At 49.1% G+C, this 20,166-nt stretch carries 17 protein-coding genes; 5 read left to right on the forward strand and 12 right to left on the reverse strand.

All coding sequences use genetic code 11. From position 1 onward, the window contains the following. The first annotated feature begins 346 nt into the window (after window positions 1–346). On the forward strand, window positions 347–1,684 hold the full coding sequence (locus tag HMPREF1254_RS11495; RefSeq protein ID WP_023058151.1) for an AAA family ATPase: 1,338 nt from the start codon (window positions 347–349) through the stop codon (window positions 1,682–1,684). Then, window positions 1,665–2,312, forward strand: a complete 648-nt coding sequence (locus HMPREF1254_RS08200) for an RloB family protein (RefSeq protein ID WP_081699057.1) — start codon at window positions 1,665–1,667, stop codon at window positions 2,310–2,312. The genes HMPREF1254_RS11495 and HMPREF1254_RS08200 overlap by 20 nt, the downstream gene beginning before the upstream one ends. Before the next feature lie 76 nt (window positions 2,313–2,388). Here the strand turns inward: HMPREF1254_RS08200 and HMPREF1254_RS08205 are convergent, their stop codons facing one another. The 8 genes from HMPREF1254_RS08205 to lipA all read right to left on the reverse strand — a co-directional run bounded on the left by HMPREF1254_RS08205 (window position 2,389) and on the right by lipA (window position 13,409). After that, entirely contained in the window at window positions 2,389–4,116 is a 1,728-nt protein-coding gene (locus HMPREF1254_RS08205) for an ABC transporter ATP-binding protein (protein ID WP_023058202.1), read from the reverse strand. Next, the gene (locus HMPREF1254_RS08210) at window positions 4,113–5,900 is read right to left on the reverse strand and encodes an ABC transporter ATP-binding protein (RefSeq protein ID WP_023058163.1); all 1,788 of its coding nucleotides are present in this window, start codon (window positions 5,898–5,900) and stop codon (window positions 4,113–4,115) included. The genes HMPREF1254_RS08205 and HMPREF1254_RS08210 overlap by 4 nt, the downstream gene beginning before the upstream one ends. Window positions 5,901–5,927: 27 nt before the next feature. Then, a complete protein-coding gene (locus HMPREF1254_RS08215; protein ID WP_023058162.1) occupies window positions 5,928–6,542 on the reverse strand; it encodes a TetR/AcrR family transcriptional regulator in 615 nt (204 codons plus the stop codon). Window positions 6,543–6,749: 207 nt separating this feature from the next. After that, a complete protein-coding gene (locus HMPREF1254_RS12055; RefSeq protein ID WP_023058196.1) occupies window positions 6,750–6,926 on the reverse strand; it encodes a hypothetical protein in 177 nt (58 codons plus the stop codon). Then, window positions 6,923–7,432, reverse strand: coding sequence for an anaerobic ribonucleoside-triphosphate reductase activating protein (gene nrdG, locus HMPREF1254_RS08220; protein WP_023058205.1), 510 nt, complete (start codon window positions 7,430–7,432; stop codon window positions 6,923–6,925). Before nrdG ends, HMPREF1254_RS12055 begins: the two co-directional genes overlap by 4 nt. A 277-nt stretch (window positions 7,433–7,709) precedes the next feature. Further along, on the reverse strand, window positions 7,710–9,917 hold the full coding sequence (locus HMPREF1254_RS08225; protein WP_023058222.1) for an anaerobic ribonucleoside triphosphate reductase: 2,208 nt from the start codon (window positions 9,915–9,917) through the stop codon (window positions 7,710–7,712). 620 nt (window positions 9,918–10,537) lie between these two features. Then, window positions 10,538–12,352 (reverse strand): alpha-L-fucosidase, encoded by a 1,815-nt coding sequence (locus HMPREF1254_RS08230; RefSeq protein WP_023058178.1) that lies wholly within the window; start codon window positions 12,350–12,352, stop codon window positions 10,538–10,540. Between the two features lie 133 nt (window positions 12,353–12,485). Next, a complete protein-coding gene (gene lipA / locus HMPREF1254_RS08235; RefSeq protein ID WP_023058226.1) occupies window positions 12,486–13,409 on the reverse strand; it encodes a lipoyl synthase in 924 nt (307 codons plus the stop codon). 533 nt (window positions 13,410–13,942) lie between these two features. Here lipA and HMPREF1254_RS08240 point away from each other — a divergent pair. Further along, complete coding sequence (locus HMPREF1254_RS08240) at window positions 13,943–14,353, forward strand: hypothetical protein (protein ID WP_023058129.1); 411 nt, start codon at window positions 13,943–13,945, stop codon at window positions 14,351–14,353. 144 nt (window positions 14,354–14,497) lie between these two features. Further along, window positions 14,498–15,499, forward strand: coding sequence for a PT domain-containing protein (locus HMPREF1254_RS08245; RefSeq protein ID WP_036880185.1), 1,002 nt, complete (start codon window positions 14,498–14,500; stop codon window positions 15,497–15,499). A gap of 60 nt (window positions 15,500–15,559) precedes the next feature. Here HMPREF1254_RS08245 and HMPREF1254_RS08250 read toward each other — a convergent pair whose 3' ends face one another. Together HMPREF1254_RS08250 and HMPREF1254_RS08255 are read right to left on the reverse strand one after the other, a co-directional pair. Then, complete coding sequence (locus tag HMPREF1254_RS08250; RefSeq protein WP_023058156.1) at window positions 15,560–16,489, reverse strand: calcium/sodium antiporter; 930 nt, start codon at window positions 16,487–16,489, stop codon at window positions 15,560–15,562. 192 nt (window positions 16,490–16,681) lie between these two features. Then, window positions 16,682–17,116, reverse strand: coding sequence for a D-Ala-D-Ala carboxypeptidase family metallohydrolase (locus HMPREF1254_RS08255; protein ID WP_023058212.1), 435 nt, complete (start codon window positions 17,114–17,116; stop codon window positions 16,682–16,684). Between the two features lie 351 nt (window positions 17,117–17,467). Between HMPREF1254_RS08255 and HMPREF1254_RS08260 the strand changes: the two genes are divergently transcribed. Continuing rightward, a complete protein-coding gene (locus HMPREF1254_RS08260) occupies window positions 17,468–18,745 on the forward strand; it encodes an O-acetylhomoserine aminocarboxypropyltransferase/cysteine synthase family protein (RefSeq protein WP_023058207.1) in 1,278 nt (425 codons plus the stop codon). Between the two features lie 162 nt (window positions 18,746–18,907). Here HMPREF1254_RS08260 and HMPREF1254_RS08265 read toward each other — a convergent pair whose 3' ends face one another. Together HMPREF1254_RS08265 and HMPREF1254_RS08270 are read right to left on the reverse strand one after the other, a co-directional pair. Next, a complete protein-coding gene (locus tag HMPREF1254_RS08265; RefSeq protein WP_196806304.1) occupies window positions 18,908–19,531 on the reverse strand; it encodes a DUF4840 domain-containing protein in 624 nt (207 codons plus the stop codon). A 190-nt stretch (window positions 19,532–19,721) separates the two neighbouring features. Then, on the reverse strand, window positions 19,722–20,159 hold the full coding sequence (locus HMPREF1254_RS08270) for a DUF5606 family protein (RefSeq protein ID WP_023058167.1): 438 nt from the start codon (window positions 20,157–20,159) through the stop codon (window positions 19,722–19,724). Between the last annotated feature and the right edge of the window lie 7 nt (window positions 20,160–20,166).

Consider the following 20,166-nt stretch of genomic DNA (forward strand, 5'->3'; position numbering starts at 1 on the left):
GAAGGACGGTAGGCTGACCGAGGTGCGGTTCGCCATACAGCCCGGCGAGCCGGGCGGATTGACTGTGGAGAGGATAAAGTAGATTCTCTCAGCTTTATTCCCCCCAAAAGGAAAATGATATCTTAAAAGGGTTGATCGCAGCAATGCGGTCAACCCTTTCAAATATTTTGTTGTCAATTATCATTCAAAAAACAAGTTATACTCATTCTGTTTTTAATTGCTGAATATCTGTTTTTTGCATTTCAACTACAATTTTAATCCTTTCACCTTGTTTAGTTGAAGAAAAAGTATTATTTTTGCCACCAGTTATTTCGATAACAGCATTATTTTATTAGGGGATTCCGCTATGATTTTAGATTTTTCAGTAACCAATTTCAAGTCAATCAACGAAACACAGACCCTTTCGTTTGAAGCAACTAACGACAAACACTTAGAGGACTACTTCGTTATCAAAAAAGATAAGTACAGAGTATTAAAACTCGGTATAATCCTTGGTGCCAATGCCTCGGGTAAAAGCAACGTGCTGAAAGCATTTCGTTTGATGCGTCGACTTATTTTGCAACCTTGTGAAAACAAGTCGGATACCATAGATACGGATTGTTTTGCCCTTGATGATAATTGTAGAGAGAAGGATACAGAACTCAAAATGAACTTCCTATGTGGAGAGAACAAATATTGTTATGAGGTAAAATTCAACAATTCTATAGTTAGTTATGAGTCGTTGACTGCACACCCTTTTGGAGAATTGCGTTCCCATGAAGTGTTTACTCGTATCACGGATGCCAAGACGATGGTGGCGACCTTGAAATTAGGTGAAAAGTATCGTTCGGCAAAAGTTAGGACTGTGCTGACAGGAAACCTACTGCATAACCGTACTGTGTTCGGAGCATTTCAATATAGTAATGTAGATGTGCCTTGGCTGGCAGGCTTGGTAAACTGGGCTAACGAATATCTAATGCCCAATGTAACAACTAATGACCAAAATCTGATGATGTATGTTGCAGACTTAATAGCAGATCACCGGATTAAGAAAGAAGCAGTGGTAGATTTGCTTCACAAGGCAGATGTCGGTGTGTGCGATTTTGACTTGGAAAAGAAAGAGGAGCTGTTGCCTGCCGAATTGGTTGAGCGCATTATGAACGATAACAAAGCTCCTAATGCCTTGAAGCAACATCTCAAAGAAAGTCCCGTGAGTACGGAATATAAAATATCGATGATTCACTCTGGCAAAGACAAGCAAATAGCTTTCGAATATGAGAAAGAATCAAGCGGAACGCATCGATATTTCGAGTTGTCGGGCATTCTGTTGCAGTTGGTAGGACATCCGCATTTCGTTGCGATAGATGAATTGGAAAACAAACTGCATCCCGATTTGTATATGCACTTTGTGATGACTTACCTTGCCAATGCCAAGGAATCGCAGTTGCTTTTCACCACACACATAAGAGAATTTCTCGAAGACCGTAATACTTTCCGAGATGATTCGGTATGGTTTACAGAAAAATCGAAGGTCGGTTCTACCGAACTTTATTCGCTTGCCGACTTTGGCAGCGACGTGCTTCGCAATTCCACAAATCGTTATAATGCCTATCGTTCCGGGAGATTGGGCGGCATCCCTAAACTCTCGGACACATATATCGCACACCCAATAAAGGAGGATACCGATGAGCAGAAGGATAAATAAACGAAAAGGGCGAACCTCCATTGCAGTAATTGTGGATGGGAAGGATGAAAAATGGTATATGGAGAAAGTGAAGAAGCACTATTCATGTACAGTCTTGAAATATATTTCCATTAAACCTGAACTTCCAAGCAAGAAGAAAGTTGTGGAATTGTTTGATTTGGCAAAGACGAAAGTGGAGGCAGAAAACTCCATGGTATTGCTCATTATAGATTTGGATGAGGTGTTGAAAAGCAAAAGCGAACTCAATAACTTCAAAAATCAATATGAAAAGTATTTGAATGCCCAGCAGGGCAAACCGGCAAGAAATTGCGGATGGATGAAGAAACTTCTTGTGATTGTGAATAATCCCTGTTTGGAGTATTGGTATCTGTTGCACTTCAATCCCACAAGGAAATTTTATGCCGACTATGCAGGACTTAAAGAGGATTTGAGAAAGAATTTGCCATTATCGAAATACGAGAAAACAGAAGAATATTACAACTCTAATCCCGATATCTACAAACGATTGGAATCATGGTTGAAAGATGCAAGAAGCAATGCGACACCTTTCGATGTAACTCAATGTACGACGCAAGGATGCTCGGAAATGGGAACTGTTTTTGATCGTTTGGATAATTATAATTTATAAGATATTTATCGCATACACAAAAACAACGGCTGCAAAAATCCAATTGTTTTTTTGCAACCGTTGTTTTATAGTGTTTTTATGCTTTGTTTTCTTGTTGCAGTCTCACCATTTGTGCAAAAGTCCCATTGTGTGCCATTAGTTCATCGGGTGTACCCTGTTCCACGACTGTTCCGCCCGAGAGTACTATGATGTGGTCGGCACCCAATACGGTGCGCATGCGGTGTGCAATGATGATGACGGTCTTGTTGCGCACCAGTTCGGAGATACCAGCCTGAATCTTTGTCTCGTTCTCGGCATCAAGGCTGGCGGTTGCTTCATCCAAGAGGATGACAGGAGCATCTTTTAAGAGTGCACGGGCTATGGAGATACGCTGCCGCTCCCCACCCGAAAGGGTTTCCCCATTTTCGCCTATCACCGTGTCGTAGCCTTGTGGCATACGATTGATGAAGTCATCGCACTGTGCCAACCGTGCCACATGCCTTACTTCCTCATCGGTGGCGTCGCGCTTTCCTATGCGTATGTTGTCGGCAACAGAGGCATTGAAGAGCATCACGTCTTGGAACACTACGGCGTAATTTTTGAGCAACGTCTCTGGCTCTATGTCAGAGATGTCGTGTCCGCCCAGTGTTATCTTCCCGCTATTGATGTCCCAAAAACGTGCAGCGAGCTTGGCGGTGGTACTCTTGCCACCACCAGATGGACCAACGAGTGCGGTTATCTCGCCCTGTCGGGCAGTGAATGAAACATTGTGAAGCACCTGCTTGTCTGTTTCGTAGGAAAAGCTGACGTTGTGGAACTCAATGTCATAGTTCGAAACTTCCATCTCTGTGTTGCCCGTCTGTATGGGCATTGCCTCCATCTCTTTCATTCGTTTGATGCGTACATCGAGAAAAGTAAGAATAGCAAGGTGATTGCATACTTCAAGAATAGGATTATAAACCATTGCCGAGACAAGGAGGAACGCCAAATAGACGAACACCGACACGTCGCCACGCTGAAGCATCCATGCGCCTACAACGATGACGGTAGGCATGCCTAATTTAAGCAGTACAGCGGAGATGTTGACAAAAACACCTGCCAAGAGTTCAACGGCAACAAGTCCTTTTTCTAATGTTTTTAATCGCTGGTCGAACCGCTGGTTATATTCGTCCTCGCCATTGTACGACTTGATTTCCTGCACACATTCCAGTCCTTCCTGTATCTGTTCGCTCACTCCTCGTTTGATGTGGTAGATACGTGTAAAAGCCTTGTCCATTCGATTTCGTGAAACTAATAGCACCACCAAGGCAAAAGGTACTACCCAAAACACAGCGATGGCTAATCGCCAGTCGTAACAGAACATTCCCGCTGCGATAATGACAATGCTTACCATAGAAGCAAATAGTTGGGGAATGGCGTGCGAGAACGTTGTTTCCAATTGTGTGCAGTCTTCCATAATAGTGGCAGTGAGGTCGGAGAGATTGCGCTCACCAAAGAAGGCGAGAGGCAAACGGCGCAGTTTCTCGGCTAAGGAGATACGGCGTTGCGCACTCTCATTATATACGGTGGTATAGGTGCTGTCGTATTGCCGACGAATCACGATGAGCATCACGACCATTAACCCTGCTGCCACGAGGAGATAAAACCACAACGTATGAGGGGCATTCCTTGGCATATTATCGAGATACTCCATCAGGAAGAAAAACAAATAAGTGGGTGGCAGCATCAGCACATGGTTGAGCAGTGTCGAGAAGATGATGCCTTGCCGCAAGTCCTTTGCCCCTTTTTCCGTAAGAGCGAAACGGTTTTGAAAATATTTAATCATGACTTTATGACTTTATGACTTTTAATAGATGATAGTTTCCACGAAACGGATTGTTGATATTCATTCCACATACGGTGGTAATACTTTTCCTCACTCAATAGTTCCTTGTGCGTTCCCTGTTCGACAATCTCGCCATTGTCCACAACTACGATACTGTCGGCATCTTGCACAGTGGTAAGTCTATGAGCTATCATCAGCACGGTTTTTCCTTGGGTGAGATGTGCCAGTGCCTTACGGATAAGCTGTTCGTTTTCGGGGTCGGCAAAGGCGGTTGCCTCATCGAGTACGACGATAGGAGCATCTTTCAGAATGGCACGGGCAAGAACAATCCGCTGCTGCTCACCTCCCGAAAGATAAGTGCCTTCGGCACCGATAACGGTATCCAATCCCTGTGGCAGCCGGTCGATAATCTCGCGACTTTGTGAGAGGTCGATGGCACGGTTAATCTGCTCGGTTGTTGCATCAGGATTGCCGTAACGTAGGTTTTCGATGAGCGAAGTTTTGAATAGACGGGTGTTTTGGAAGACGAACGACACGTTGCGCATCAGTTCGTCCTTGCGCATATCCCTCACGTCTATGCCTCCTATGGTAACACTGCCATGACGTACGTCCCAAAAACGGGGTATCAATCTTGCTATCGTGGTCTTTCCGCTGCCCGACGCTCCTATAAGCGCAACGGTCTTTCCTTCGGGAATGGTAAGGTTGATATGACTCACTGCATCTTTTTCCGCTCCCTCATATCGGAACGAAACATCGTTGAAACGAATGTCATACGCTTCTGCCCGTTTTGGCTCGTCGTGCTGCGAGAGCGGTGCAATATCAGTGAGCTGCTCTAATCGTTCCACAGCCTCGTTTGCCATGAACAGGTCCTGACTGAGATACATGGCTTTCATCACGTTGGAAGCGATGAGCGGTGCAATCACCACATAAAGTATCACGTTGGCAATAATTGTGGTGGTATCTCCACCGTGTCCTATCAGGATAATAGCAGTAGGAACGAGGATGAAGGCAAAGGCATTGATAGCCAGTATATAAAATGACATTGGCGTGCGCCATACAAGCGTACACTTGATGACAAGGTCGCGGTAGCTGATAATGCTATCGTAGAAGCGTTTGAACGAGAAGACCGTTTGTTGGAACACCTTGACCACGGGAATACCTCTGACATATTCCACTGCCTCTGCCCCCATCTTCTCCTGCGCATCAAGGTAGAGCCTTTGAAACTGGTTGTTCTTCGGGTTCATCATATATCCCATAATGCCTATCGCGCCAATGAGAGGTATCATTGCAGCCGCACCCAACTGCCAATCCACAGCGAATAACAGTATGATAACACCTATCGGAGCAACGACACAGCTCGCCACATCGGGTAGCAGGTGTGCCACAAAAGTATGGGTCTGTCCCGAATCCTCATCAATGATTTTGCGCATACGCCCCGTGTTTTGTTCATCAAGATAGCCCAATGGTGCACGCATTAGCCGTTGCATCGCTTTGCGCCTCATGTTGGTTTCGATACGGAATGCTGCAAGATGAGAGAGCATCAGTGCCAAAAAGTAGAGCAACAGGTTTGCCACCGATATGACAAAAGCCCATAGAGCATAGTCTATAAGGGGTGTGTCTGAGAGGTTGCCCTTGGTGATAAGTAGTGTGCGCACCACGAGCCACAAAAGTATGAATGGGACAAGCGACAGCAGTCCGTTGACTGCCGACAGTGCTACGGAGCATGGCAGCAAGTATTTGCGCCCTCCCATGTAAGCTCCTAAACGTTTGAGAGTTTTCATCATATATTATCGTCTTTTAATAATTAGTCCTTATGGTTTCAGTAATGCTTTCCAACCTGCCATGCTAAAGTCCATGTACTGCTCCAAGGCAACTTTGATATCCTCGTCGCTGTAATCTTCGTGTTCTACAATCTCGCAGAAAACGGTTATCCATGTAGAGCAATTGATGTGAACCAAGAATGGCGAAATGTTGGCGTTGAGATGTGGATAGCGTTCTTTCATCAGTCGCAGGTATTCCATGCCCACTTTCATCTGTCTGTCCACCATCTTGTCTTTATATCCTTGTAGCGACGTACCCTCTGAGTTGAATAGGAGTAGTCGAAGCTCTGGGCGAAAGTCTTTGATGATGGCAAGCATAGCAAAGATGTAATCTATTTGGTGTTGCCGCATGTTGAACACGTCTATCGACAGGAACTTTTCGTCATTGTGCGACAGGATGTGTTTGTTCAATGCCTTGGTGAGAGGCCGCAGCACCTCGCAAAACAGTTCGTCCTTGCTCTTGAAGTAATTGTATAGGTTTCCTACAGCGACACCTGACTTGCGAGCCACTGTGCGGATGGAGGTGCAGCGTACACCATGTTCGATAAATTCTGCACGAGCGGTAGCGATGATGCGCTGCCGAATGTCATCTTTCAGAGTTTGCATATTTAGGGTAAAGGGTTAATAGTGAACGTTGTTCAATTTTGTTCATAAAAAAAACGCACTGTTCTTTTCTTGAACAGTGCGCTTCGATAGTGGAGGGGTGTATACCCATATATATAATATGGTACTTTCGTTTAATCATACTCTTGTATTTATTTGCTGCAAAGGTACGAGGTGTGAAGAAGTTTTGCAATACCTAAAAGTGGGTATTTATCTTGCCACTTTCTTTCCACCTATGATATATATACCCTTTGGCAAATGCTGGAGGGCTTTCCAGCCTGTGCCCACCTTCACACCACGAAGGTTGTATATGGGCAGATGGTCTTGATGAGCAGTCTTTTCGATGGAGTCGATGCCGCTTGGCGTACGAGCCGCCGTCTTTGTCATCGTGTCAGCATGTTGTCTTCTTGTTCCCACAGCACCACCTTGCCTTGCTGTAGTGATAGTGGTACGTTGATGATGCGTTGGTTGGAGCTGCCACGGAAGAGCAAGTCAGGGTCTTTGAGCTTTTCCACAAACGGACCGTCTACTAACACGTCTATCCACTCGAGGAGTTGGCGTTGTTGCGGATTCTTGATGAGCGCTTCGAAGGTAAAGCCCGTGTAGCACCAGATGTTTTTGTTGGTTCGTGTCTTTATGGCGTGTGCCAATTCTGCAAACCCTTCGGCTTGAAACATGGGGTCGCCTCCCGAGAACGTGACGTTGGCAAAGGGGTCTGCCTCTATCACTCGCATGATGTCTTCTACTTGCATCCATTGTCCGTTGTGGATGTCCCATGTCTGTGGGTTGTGACAACCCGGGCAGGCGTTAGGGCATCCCGCACAGTAGACGGTGGTGCGAAAGCCCGGTCCGTCTACCGTGGTGTCTTCGAGAATGGATAGGATGGATAGCATAATATACGGAGCGGCCTCTCCAACGGCGGCCTCTCCCCCGACCCCTCCCCAAAAGGGAGGGGAGTGGTTAGCGGATTACTTTGAACTTTGAGGTTTGAACTTTGAACAGTGCTTACTTTGAACATTGAACATTGAACATTGAACTTTGTGATTAGTTGAACTATTAACTTATAGGCTTGTCAACTTGTCAACTGGTAAACTAACAAGCCAGCTATCTACTCCCCTCCCCCTCGGGGAGGGGTCGGGGGAGAGGCCACTGGGGGAGAGCCCGCTCTTTCTACTCGTGTGTCACTCTGTCGTTGAGCTCTGCTAACTTGCCAGCATTCCAGCGGTCGGTAGTGCCTACGAGGTAGCCTGTGATGCGTTGCAGACGGTCGATGTGATGACTGCCGCACTTAGGACAGGTGTCGAGGTGTGCATCAGCGTTCTCGTATCCGCAGTCCATGCAGCGGTTGCGGTTGTGGTTCACGCTGCCGTAGCCCAAATTGTAACGATCCATCATGTCTACCACGTTCATGATGACTTGTGGGTTGTGCGTAGCGTCTCCGTCTATCTCCACGTAGAAGATGTGACCACCACGGGTCAGGTCGTGGTAGGGAGCTTCTATCTCAGCCTTGTGGCGTGCGCTGCACTTGTAGTACACGGGTACATGGTTAGAGTTGGTGTAATAGTCACGGTCGGTGATGCCTGGCAGTGCGCCAAACTCCTTGCGGTCCTTCTTGGTGAACTTTCCAGCCAGTCCTTCGGCAGGTGTGGCGAGGATGCTGTAGTTGTGTTGGTACTGCTCGCAGAAGTCTTTGGAGCGGTCGCGCATGTAGGTCACGATTTTGATGCCCAACGCTTGTGCTTCTTCCGACTCACCGTGGTGCTTTCCCACGAGTGCCACGAGACATTCTGCCAATCCGATGAACCCAATGCCCAAGGTGCCTTGGTTGATGACGCTCTCTATGGTGTCATTTGGTTCCAGCTGTTCGCAACCACCCCACAGTTTTGACATCAGCAAGGGGAACTGCTTGGCGAAGGCTGTCTTTTGGAACTGGAAGCGGTCGTCGAGTTGCTTGGCGGTGATTTCCAGCATGTCATCGAGCTTGGCGAAGAACTTGGCGATGCGTTGCTCTTTGTCTTTGATGTCCATGCACTCAATGGCAAGTCGCACGATGTTGATGGTGGAGAACGACAGGTTGCCCCTGCCCACGCAGGTTTTCATGCCGTATCTGTTTTCAAACACACGGGTGCGACATCCCATGGTTGCCATTTCGTACATATATCGCTTGGGGTCGTCGGCGCGCCACAGCTCATGTTGGTTGAAGGTGGCATCAAGGTTCAGGAAGTTGGGGAAGAATCTCCGTGCCGTCACCTTGCACGCCAAACAGTACAGGTCGTAGTTGCGGTCATTGGGCAGATAGCTCACGCCTCGTTTCTTCTTCCAAATCTGTATGGGGAAGATGGCAGTCTCACCGTTGCCCACGCCTTGGTAGGTGCTGTTGAGCAATTCGCGTATCACGCAACGCCCTTCGGCAGAGGTGTCCGTACCGTAGTTGATGGACGAGAACACTACTTGGTTTCCTCCACGCGAGTGGATGGTGTTCATGTTGTGGATGAAGGCTTCCATCGACTGGTGAACGCGTGCCACGGTGCGGTTGATGGCATGTTGCTTGATGCGTGCATCACCTTTCAGTCCGTTGAGTGGGCGGTCGATGTAGTCGTCTATCTCGGTTTGGTAGAGGTGCTCGAAGTTGTCACCATAGAGATTTTCCAGATTTTTCACCTCTTCTATATACGAGGAGCGCACGAAGGGGGCGAGATAGAAGTCGAAGGCAGGGATGGCTTGTCCACCGTGCATCTCGTTTTGTGCGCACTCCAAGGAGATGCACGCCAGCACGGCGGCTGTCTCGATGCGCTTGGCTGGTCTGGAAGAGCCGTGTCCAGCGGTGAACCCATGTTGCAGGATGTGATCTAATGGGTGTTGGCAGCAGGTGAGCGACTTGGTGGGGTAGTAGTCTTTGTCGTGTACGTGCAGCAGATTGTGTGCCACTGCCTCACGACTTTGCTCTGACAGCAGATAGTCGTCCACAAAAGGTTTGGTGGTTTCCGAGGCGAACTTCATCATCATGCCTGCTGGCGTGTCAGCGTTCATGTTGGCGTTCTCGCGTGTCACATCGTTGTTTTTGATGTTCACGATGTCCAAGAACACGTCGCGTGTCTTTGCCTTGCGTGCAATGCTGCGCTGGTTGCGATAGGCAATGTACTTCTGTGCCACGTCTTTGCGGGCACTCTTCATGAGTTCCATTTCTACAGCGTCTTGGATGTCCTCCACCGACATTTGTGGTTTTCCGTGCACTGAGATATGGTCGGTGATTTGCTGTATGAGTCGTTCGTCTTCACCTTTTTCGGTGTGTAGCATGGCCTTTCGGATGGCAGCCATGATTTTTTGGTCGTTGAAGCCTACTATGCGTCCGTCGCGCTTCACTATGGTTTGAATCATGTGTTTTTAGTTTACGAGTTTACGAGTTGACAAGTTTACGAGTTGATAGTTACGAGTTTATGAGTTTTTTTAGTTGACAAGTTTTTCTAGGTTTCTTGGGATTCTAGGATTCCTAGGTTTCCTAGGTCTTCTAGGGTTTCTATGTTCCCTAGGATTTCTAGTTTTTCTAGAATCACTAGCTTTCTAGGATGTTTCTAAGTAGAAAACTTTGTGCTTGCTTACTATCTTCTTGATTGCTTTGCAAAGATAATAATTATTTCATTGAAAAATCATTTTAGATAACTTTTATCAGGTTAATAAAAGTTAATCATTTTATAAACAGCAAGTTACAAAAAGTTTTGGAAAACTTTGTCTATAAATTGATGAGATAGATTATCTTTTTAGATAATTAACTTGCATAAAAATAACCAATTAGTTATCAGTTTTTGTAAAGAATAGCTAATAAACAAACAAGCTAATAAACAAACAAGCTAATAAACAAACAAGCTGGAAAACAAGCAAGCTGGCAAACAAACAGATTAACAAACAAGCTGACGAGCTGATAGCTTTCTCGTGAGCCTCTCAGCCCATGAACCATCAACTCGTCAACTTGTCAACTCGTCAACTCGTAACCTTGCAATCTATCTCACCACCAGTTTGTCGAACAGTAGGCGCTTACTGTCGTCAACCGTTCGAAGGGCACGCAGCATGATGTAGCGGGCGGGGGTGGGGGTGAGGTATACATCCTGTCGGATGGGGTTGTTGCGGATGTTCGAGAATTCGCCCGTGGTGAGGGTTCGCAGCTGTGTAGGGTCGTCGCCAACGAGTATCTCGTAATGGGTTGCGATGCCGTTTTGTGCTGGTAGGTAGTGCAGTGAACTCACGGTGCGGCTCTGTCCCAAATCCATCAACACCTCATTCTCTGCCGTGCCGGGCACTTGGGTATACGCATAACCCTTCAGGTCGGCTTCCTTCAACTCGAAACTTTCTTGGGCGTTGGGAGCATGGTAAGCGCCTATCTCACTGATGCAGAGGCATCCCCGCGCATCGTTAAAGCGGATGCGCAGCTGCCGAGTGGTGATTGGTTTGAAGCGCAGCAGTCGTTTGTAGCCAATGGTGGTGGTCTCTTCGTTGAGCCGGATGGGTAGCCACTGCTTGCCCGATCGGTACTCCACGGTGAAGCTCTTGACGCGCTGTCCCAGCGGGATGTACTCTTGCAGCAGCAGGCGGTTGAGCCGTGTGGCACGGGGGAAACGGATGCTGAGCGTGGCACTGCGCACACTGTCATGGGTGGCCCAATAGGTGTCGTAGTTATTGTCAGTCAGGGCCTTCACGCCAAACCGTCTTCCCCGCTCGTCAGACGCTTTGATGCGTGCGCCCCGCAGAAGGTTGTCCGCCAGTTCGTTCGTCACCCGTTGATGCATGGCGATGATGCGGGCCGAGTCGGTGGGATGAATGCGCCCCTCCTTGTTAACAGGGAAGTTGATGAGTAAGTTGGCGTTGTGTCCCACACTGCGATAATATAGGTCGGTGAGATGGTCTACCGATTTCACCTTGTTGTCCTCGCGCTCATGGTAGAACCAGCCCGGTCGGATGGACACGTCGCATTCTGCCGGCACCCATTGGTTGCCATCGGCATGTCCCTGTTGCAGTTCGTAATATTTCTCATAGCCAGGGAACACCTCGCCTCGGCGCAAGAACGACCAGTTGGTGGCATGCGCATATCCCCGCTCGTTGCCCACCCACCGACAGCCAGGCCCCCCGTCTGAGAACACGATGCACTGCGGTTGCAGCTCGTCAATCAGCTGGTAGGCGCGATCGTATTGGTAGTAGGTGCGGCGGTTGATGGTGCGCGTGTCCTTGGCGCCGCCATACCATCCATCGCCGCCGTTGGCTCCATCGAACCAAATCTCGAAGATGTCGCCGTAGTGTGTGAACAGCTCACGCAGCTGGTGGTAGAAGTAGTCTACATAAAACGGTGTGCCGTAGAAAGCCTGGTGTCTGTCCCAGGGTGAGAGGTACACGCCCAGTTTCAGTCCATACTTCTTGCATGCCGCCGCCAGCTCGCCCACCACGTCGCCCTTGCCATCCTTGTAAGGCGTGTTGCGTATGCTATAGTCGGTGTAGTTGGTGGGCCACAGACAGAAGCCGTCGTGATGTTTGGCTGTGATGATGACACCCTTCAGACCCGCTTTGACAAAGGTTTGCGCCCATTGTTCACAGTTGAGCCTGGTGGGATTGAAGGTTTCCAATTTGCAGTCGCCGTAACCCCATTCGCGGTCGTTGAACGTGTTCAGACCAAAGTGTACAAACGCGTATGTCTCCATCTGTTGCCACCTCACCTGATGCTCGGTAGGGATGGGCGTCACCGGTGCGGGTGCCTGGTCGTTGTCCTTGGCATGTACTGTCAAACTGCCGGCCAGCGTCATGGCCAGTAGGAGCATTTTTGTTTTCATATTGTTTCTTTTTATTATATAATGTGTACTGTCAATTGTTTGTTGTGTTCCGGCATGTTGTCAATCATGTATATGATTCCTCGTGTTTGTTTGGGTTTCAAAGAGTTTTTGTCAACATGCGCGCCTGTCACCTTCACGCTTGTCTGTTCGCAGACGCTTGTGAGGCATCGCTGTGCGTGTCGTTGCTCTTGACCATCATGCTCACGAACGATTGCTCGGCCATATACGATGAGCGCACCAGCGGACCGCTCTCCACATGGTCGAAGCCCAACTCCAACGCCTGCTGTTTGTACAGGGCGAAGGTGTCGGGATGAACGTACTCCACCACGTCAAGCTGGGCGGATGAGGGTTGCAGGTACTGTCCGATGGTCAGCATGCGGCAGCCCGCCTCACGAGCATCGCGTAGCAACTGCGTCACCTCGTCGGGCTGTTCGCCCAATCCCACCATGATGCCCGTCTTGGCGATGAATCCAGCCGCGGCAATCTCTTGCAGCACCGCCATACTGTTGCGGTAGGTGGCCCTACTGCGGACAGATGGCGCGAGCCGTTCAACCGTTTCCAGGTTGTGTCCCACGATGTCGGGTTGGGCATCCAGCACGGTTTGAAGCTTTCGGCCCCGGTAGTCGGGAATGAGTATCTCGATGATGGTGTTGGGGCACAGACGGCGCACCTCTCGGATGGTTTCGGCCCAGTGAGCCGCCCCCTTGTCGGGCAGGTCGTCACGATCAACCGAGGTAATCACAGCATGTTTCAGTCCCATCGCCTTCACCGATCGGGCAATCTTTATCGGTTCCGTGCCATCGGGTGGCAGTGGATGCCCCGTCATCGTGGCGCAGAAGCGACAGGCGCGCGTGCAGCGGTCGCCTAAAATCATGAAGGTGGCCGTGCCGTGTTTCCAGCAGTGTCCCCTGTTGGGGCATTTGCCACTGCTGCAAATAGTGTGCAGTCCGTTTTGTGCGATGGTGTCTTCCACCATGCCGTATTTCTCGCCACCCTCTATTCGGGTGTACAGCCAGCGAGGCTTCCTTAATATAGGTTTTCGTTGTGTTTTGTCCATGTGGTGTCTTTGTTCAGCTGGTTTATCCTGCCGTTTTGCTGTATGCAAAGATAGATATTTTTTGCAAATAAAAGCAAGAAAAAACACCTTTGCCTATTGCCCTGAAGGCGACTTCTTTTAAACTGATGCGTCTTGCCGTAGAATCTGCTCACTCTTTTTCACTTTCATTCACTATACCTTGGAAATAATAGTTCCAAATGATGGTGCTCGTTTATATGTAAACCGTTATCAATCAAGCAGATGACTTCTTTTTATACAAGCGCTTGGTAGTGATAGACGGCTAAATGCGCATGTACAAAGGGTTTGAACACAATTTAATAATTCTGCCTATTTAAACTCTGTAAATGGAACAAATCTTGCGCAAATCAACAGTATCTTTGCAAATGAGGAAAGGCACATCCCTGATTTCTCCAGCGTAGGTGCGTGATGCATCATGTTCGGTTCACAGAGTAGATGAACGAAGGGCGGGTAGGGATGACAGCAAACTTTTTTTGACATAGGATAATCAAGTATATATAAACTGTAAAGTAAAAATGGAAATCACACAAAAACAGGCAAAAGATGCCATGAGAAACACGTTTGAAAGGTTGATGAGGTTGCCAGAAGGCAGCCAGGTGCGGTGGTTGGGCACTGTGTCCGACTTGGTTGAACTGGTCCACATGATGTGGTACGACGGTCTGACCATCGATGAACACGGACAGGTGCTCAACTTCAGCACCACCGTCAACCTTCTTTGCGAGCGGCTCAACTTGCCCTCGCCCCGCAAACCTAATACGGTAATGAATAATGTGCGGAAGCGCAAGAACCCCGACCTGATGCTCCTCACCCGCTGCCGACACCTCATGGAGCAGGGCGAAGAGCCGCTGGGAAGATTTATCAAGGAACGGCCTCTCCACCGGCAGCCTCTCCCCCGGCCCCTCCCCAAAGGGGAGGGGAGTGATTAGCTGAACTATTAACTCGTCAACTTGTCAACTCGTAAACTAAAGAACTTATAAACTTATAAACTTATAAACTAAAAAACTCACAAACCTGTCTATCTACTCCCCTCCCCTTTGGGGAGGGGGTGGGGGAGAGGCTCTTTAATTACCATGAAAGCATATCTTAAATTAGAATTGAATTTTTTCGAGGCACCCGTGTACATGGAGATGCGGGCCATCGAAGGGTGTACCGGCGAAGGATGCGTGTTGGCCTTGATGCGCTACCTGCGCACCTGTCCCAAGGGAACGGGATACCTCGCCGCATTGAAAAACATCGCACACGACTGCCGTAAGTCAAAAACGTATTTGATGCACATCATTTCCGACTATAAAATCTTCGAAATCGTGGATCAAAAATTCTTTTATTGTCCCTACTTGGAGCATTCATTATTCGTTCAACATTCAACGAACAATCAATTTACCCCCTCGCAAGTGCTTGATAATCAGGACTCGCCCTTATATACTAATAATACTGATAATACTAATAATACTGATGATACTAATAATCCGACGACGGAGAAAAAAAGAGCCGACGCCGCCGACGGAAATTTTAAAAATAAAAATCGGGAAACGTTTCCGACACGCCAGGCCTGTCAACCGGAATCGCGACCTGCCACGCAGCCGGATGCTCAACCTGCATCGCAACAGGAAGAACAATCAGCAGCTCAACCATCGGCTCAAAGCGCTTCCCAAACGCCTGTTTGTGAACGGGCAGGCAATAGCATGTTGGTTGATGCCCAATCTCTTACAGATAAGCGTCCAAACCGCATGACTTTGGCGGCTAAGGAGCATGCTGTTGCCGGCCGCCCATCTGCGGCGGATGTGGAGGCGGTGGAGAAGGGCGTTCTCAACGCATTGTTTGGCGATGCCGTGTTCATGCACAGTCTGGAGACGCTCACCGGACTGTGCGTCTACCGCAGCGCCCACACCCGCTACTATTGCCTGCAGTGGTTCCGCATGCTGCGCCATTCGCAGGGCAAGCCCATCAAGGACATTTCGGATGCCAAATGTCATCTGCTGGCTCTGCTGCGCAAGGGCAGGAAGACGCGCGAGAACTTCCACCGCTGGCACAACGACCAGCTTGACCCCTCGCGCAGTTCGATGATTACATAGAGAAGATTTATTGCGCCCCTACGGTTTGCGCAACGTGATGACTCACGCCCCTACGGTTCCTCAAGCTCCTGCTACCAGGTAACTCATGTAGCCCAGGAACACCACGGTGAGCACGGCACCCTCCCAGCGGGCAATGGTGTATTTGGTGAACGAGAACAGCCAGAGCATCACCATGGAGATAATCAGCATCGAAAGGTCGAGGTTGGTGATACCCTTGAGCTGCATCGGACTGATGAGGCCGGTGATGCCCAGAATCATCATGATGTTGAACACGTTAGACCCCAACACGTTACCAATGGCTATGCCGCTCTGTCCCTTGCGAGCCGACACCACGCTGGTGGCCAGCTCGGGCATCGAGGTTCCGCCGGCAATGATGGTCAGACCGATGACGGCATCGCTCACGCCCATTGACTTAGCAATCACCGTGGCCGAATCGACAAACAGGTTGCTGCCAAAGACCAGACAGCCCAAACCCAACAGCAGGAAAAAAATAGATTTTGGGAGAGAATAGTTCTTTTGCGCCTCTTCATTCTCGTCGGGTTCTTGCTTGGCTCCCTTGAGGGTGAAATACATGTACAGCAAGAACATAGCGAAGAGCACGCCTGCGTCGATGCGCGAGAGATGGCGGTCGAGGCACAGCATCAGCAACACCCACGAAGCCACAAAGGCAAATGGGATGTCCCGCTTCACCGTTGATTTCAGAATGGTCATCGGCGCCACCAAGGCGGCGCAACCCACGATGAGCAGGGAGTTGAAAATGTTGGACCCCACGACGTTGCCCACCGCCATGTCGGGCGTGGACTTCAAGGCGGATAGCAGACTGACAAAAAACTCGGGCATGGAGGTTCCCATGGCCACAATCGTCAGTCCAATTACTATTTGCGACATGTGCATGCGTTCTGCAATAGCAACGGCACCGTCGGTCAGTCGGTCGGCACCCCATAACACCAGGGCGATGCCGGCAATCATCCATAAAATGTTCAACCACATAATCGTTGTATTTTATGCAAAGATAGTGCAAGCCGAAAACAAAGGAAACTTGTTTACTTTGTTGAGGCGATGCCTATCTTATGCAAAAATACAGGATTCTTTTCACATAATCATGTTGAAACCGTGTTTTTTGCAAAATACACCTTATTATATATGTGGTTGAACAAATCAGAAGAAGAATGGTTCCAGGCGTTAAACCTGGTACCGTCTTCGGGCCATTCTGCGGTTCTCTCCGGGATGACGCTTGCAACTCACATGGAGCCAGATGCGCCCAAAACGACTGTACTCAAAGAGCAGCTGGTCGAAGGGGCAGTGCAGTAGGATGAAGTCGAAGTACGCCTGACCGGTCTGCTCATTAGGCAGACGGATGTCGGCAGCTTCGCCAAAGAGATGTTGCGAGTTGCCTACGCCGTGTAGCAGGTTGTTGAGCAGTTCGCACCGATAGCCGCTGTTGATGTAGATGGGGCCGAAGCGGTGGCGCAAGGGCTCGAGGACCTGGCGACACAGCAGGCGCATGTTCTCCAAGGCCTGGGCGTCGGGCGTGTTGTTGATGTGATACTTTTCGGCCGTTGCCGAAGCTGTGAACTCTCGTAGCGAGAAATGCTCGCTAAGCATGTGTGTTTTCATGATAAAAATTATTTTTAGTGAATGAGAGTACAGCGCGCGGTCGTTGCCTACCTTCGCTCATCTCTCCGAGGGTCAAAGGTAGAAAAAGCATTGCAGTGGGTCGAACCCAAGCGATAGGTTTTGAAGGAGCAAAATGGATGGGGGGGATTGCTGATGGCGGCTTTCTCTAACGCATCCAACATAAGTTGTTAGTGGGAGGTGTGGCGACTGGTTTTGTGGTTTGTTTTTGCTCCATGCAAAAAAAATATATTAATTTTGCACCAAAATTAGAGACAGCCGAATGCAGGGGAAAGTTTTTTTTCTTTGTTGAGGCACGTTCTATTTTTACAAATCAATCAACAAAGAGACGTTATGGAAAAGAAATTGAAACCGGCAACCCTCTGCATCCGCGGAGGATGGAAGCCACAAAACGGACAACCCGTTCAACCCCCTATTTATCAGAGTACCACTTTCAAATATGATAACACCGAGGAGATGGCACAGCTCTTCGACCTGAAGAAATCGGGCTACTTCTACACCCGTTTGGCCAACCCCACCAACGACGCCGTGGCACAGAAGATAGCAGCCCTTGAAGGAGGCGTGGGTGCCATGCTCACTTCGAGCGGACAGGCCGCCAACTTCTACGCCGTGTTTAATATCTGCGAGGCTGGGTCGCACATCGTGGCTTCCACCGAGATCTACGGCGGAACGTTCAACCTCTTTGGTGTGACGATGAAGAAACTGGGCATCGACTGCACCTTTATCGACCAGGACGCATCGGAAGAGGAGATACAGAAGGCTTTCCGCCCCAACACGCGCGCCATGTTCGGCGAAACTATCTCTAACCCAGGATGCCGCGTGCTGGATATCGAGAAGTTTGCGCGCATCGCCCATCGCAACGGCGTGCCGCTCATCGTGGATAACACCTTCGCCACACCCATTAACTGTAGGCCTTTTGAGTGGGGATGCGACATCGTGACGCACTCTACCACCAAATACATGGACGGTCATGCGGCCGCCGTAGGAGGAGTGGTGGTGGACAGCGGAAACTTCGATTGGATGACACATGCTGACAAGTTCCCTGGACTGTGTCTGCCCGATGATTCATATCACGGATTGACGTATGCGAAGGATTTCGGCAAGATGGGCTACCTCACCAAGTTGGTGGCACAACTCATGCGCGACCTTGGTTCCATCCCATCGCCGCAGAACGCCTTCTTGCTCAACTTAGGCTTGGAGACGCTGCACCTGCGCATGGCCCGTCACTGTCAGAACGCTCAGCGCATTGCCGAGTTCCTTGAGGCAGATGAGCACGTGGCATGGGTTCACTACTGCGGACTGAAGAGCGACCCGCATTACGCCTTGGGACAGAAATACCTACCGGGCGGTTCGTGCGGCGTGATAGCCTTCGGTCTGAAGGGTGACCGCGAGACGGCCGTGAAGTTCATGGACTCGCTGCGGCTCATCAACATTGCCACCCACGTGGCCGACAGTCGTACCTGCGTGCTGCATCCCGCCAGCCACACTCATCGCCAGCTGAGTGACGAGCAGTTGCGCGCCTCAGGCATCGACCCCACCCTCATTCGCCTGTCTGTGGGCATCGAGGACGTGGATGATTTGCTGGATGACATCAAGCAGAGCTTGGGATAAAAAATAATCCTAGGAATCCTAGGGGCACTAGGAAAACTAGGACTCCTAGGGATTCTAGGGAGCCTAGGAATTCTATGAAATCTAGGGGTCCTAGAAAATCTAGCGAAAGCCTATTCCCCAAAAAAATATTCCCTGGGTGCCTTGCGGCCCCAGGGAATATTTTTACTTCTTTTTCTTCTCAGATAAAATCAAAGGAATGCCTTGTTGGAAGAATTCCTTTTCTTTTCCTTCTTCTCGGATGACTGCCTGTACAATCTGCATAGTCATGCTTGTGTGTCCGTTCTTCTCATAGTAAACACCAATCGACCCCGTGATGTTGTAATAGAATCCCACCTCATACTTCTTGCTCACCCCATGGTCATCCAACTGGTAGGTCAGTCGGGTAGGCTGTATGACAAAAGCTATGGGCGACACGCTATAAAACCCGATGTTGCACTTCAAGTCTTGGGCGGGTGCCGTGAGCAGTAGTTTCCGCAAGTCGGTGTTGGTCACATTCTCTGCTAAAGCCTTGACTGGGAAGTTGTGGATGACCATCGTGCTGTCTGTTGTCAGCGACCACGAGATGTCCAGCGTATCAGTGCGGTCAGTGGCACTCTTCACTTCACGCTGTGGGTAAATCAGTTTGCCGGTATGCTTACCCTTCACCTTGGCAAAAGCCAATTGTACCTCTTCTTTCGTAATCTTTACCTGGTTGTCTTCATTGGAGCCAAGACAAGAGGTTAACGAGGTTACACCCAGAGTAAGACATGCCGCTAACAGCCATGTCATTCCTACATTTTTCTTCATTTTGTTCATTTCCTTTTTATTTAATGTTTGACGAGTCATTGTTTGTCAGTACGGCCATCCATGTTGTGGTGGTGTCGTTGACAAACAAGCGATACTTCTGAAAAGTAAACAACCGACAAACCTAAATCATTGCACGCAGGAATGTTAAATAACGTGAATGATGTCCTATTTTGTTCTCTCAGCGTGTTTCCTATTCGGTTGCTTCCTCGTCGTTCTCTTTCTTTTCGGGTGCGAGAAGGGTTTCAAAGTCAGTCATGTTGTTCTTCACGAGGATGTCGTACCACTGCAGCAGTTTCTTGATGTCGCTGTCGTGAACGCGATCCTGATCGAATGACGGCAACACCTTGGCGAAATATTCGCGCAGTTCTTTGCTGTTGGCTTTCTTGTAGTTGAACGACACCAGCTTGTTTTGTTCCTGTTCGCCCACACCCTTGAGTACTTTCCACAAAGGTACGTCATCGGCGTCGGTGTACATGGCGATGTCGCCGAGATTGGTGACCCTGTCGGTGAAGAAGGCCGGCATGCGGCGACGTGTTTCATCGAGCGATTCGACGATGAGGTTCATTTTTCCGCGTGACACCAATTTATAAAGTCCTGGTTTACCTGCGATTGAAAGAATTGTTTCCATTGTTATT

This window comes from Prevotella sp. BV3P1, from assembly GCF_000479005.1.
In the GTDB taxonomy this organism is placed as follows: Bacteria; Bacteroidota; Bacteroidia; order Bacteroidales; family Bacteroidaceae; genus Prevotella.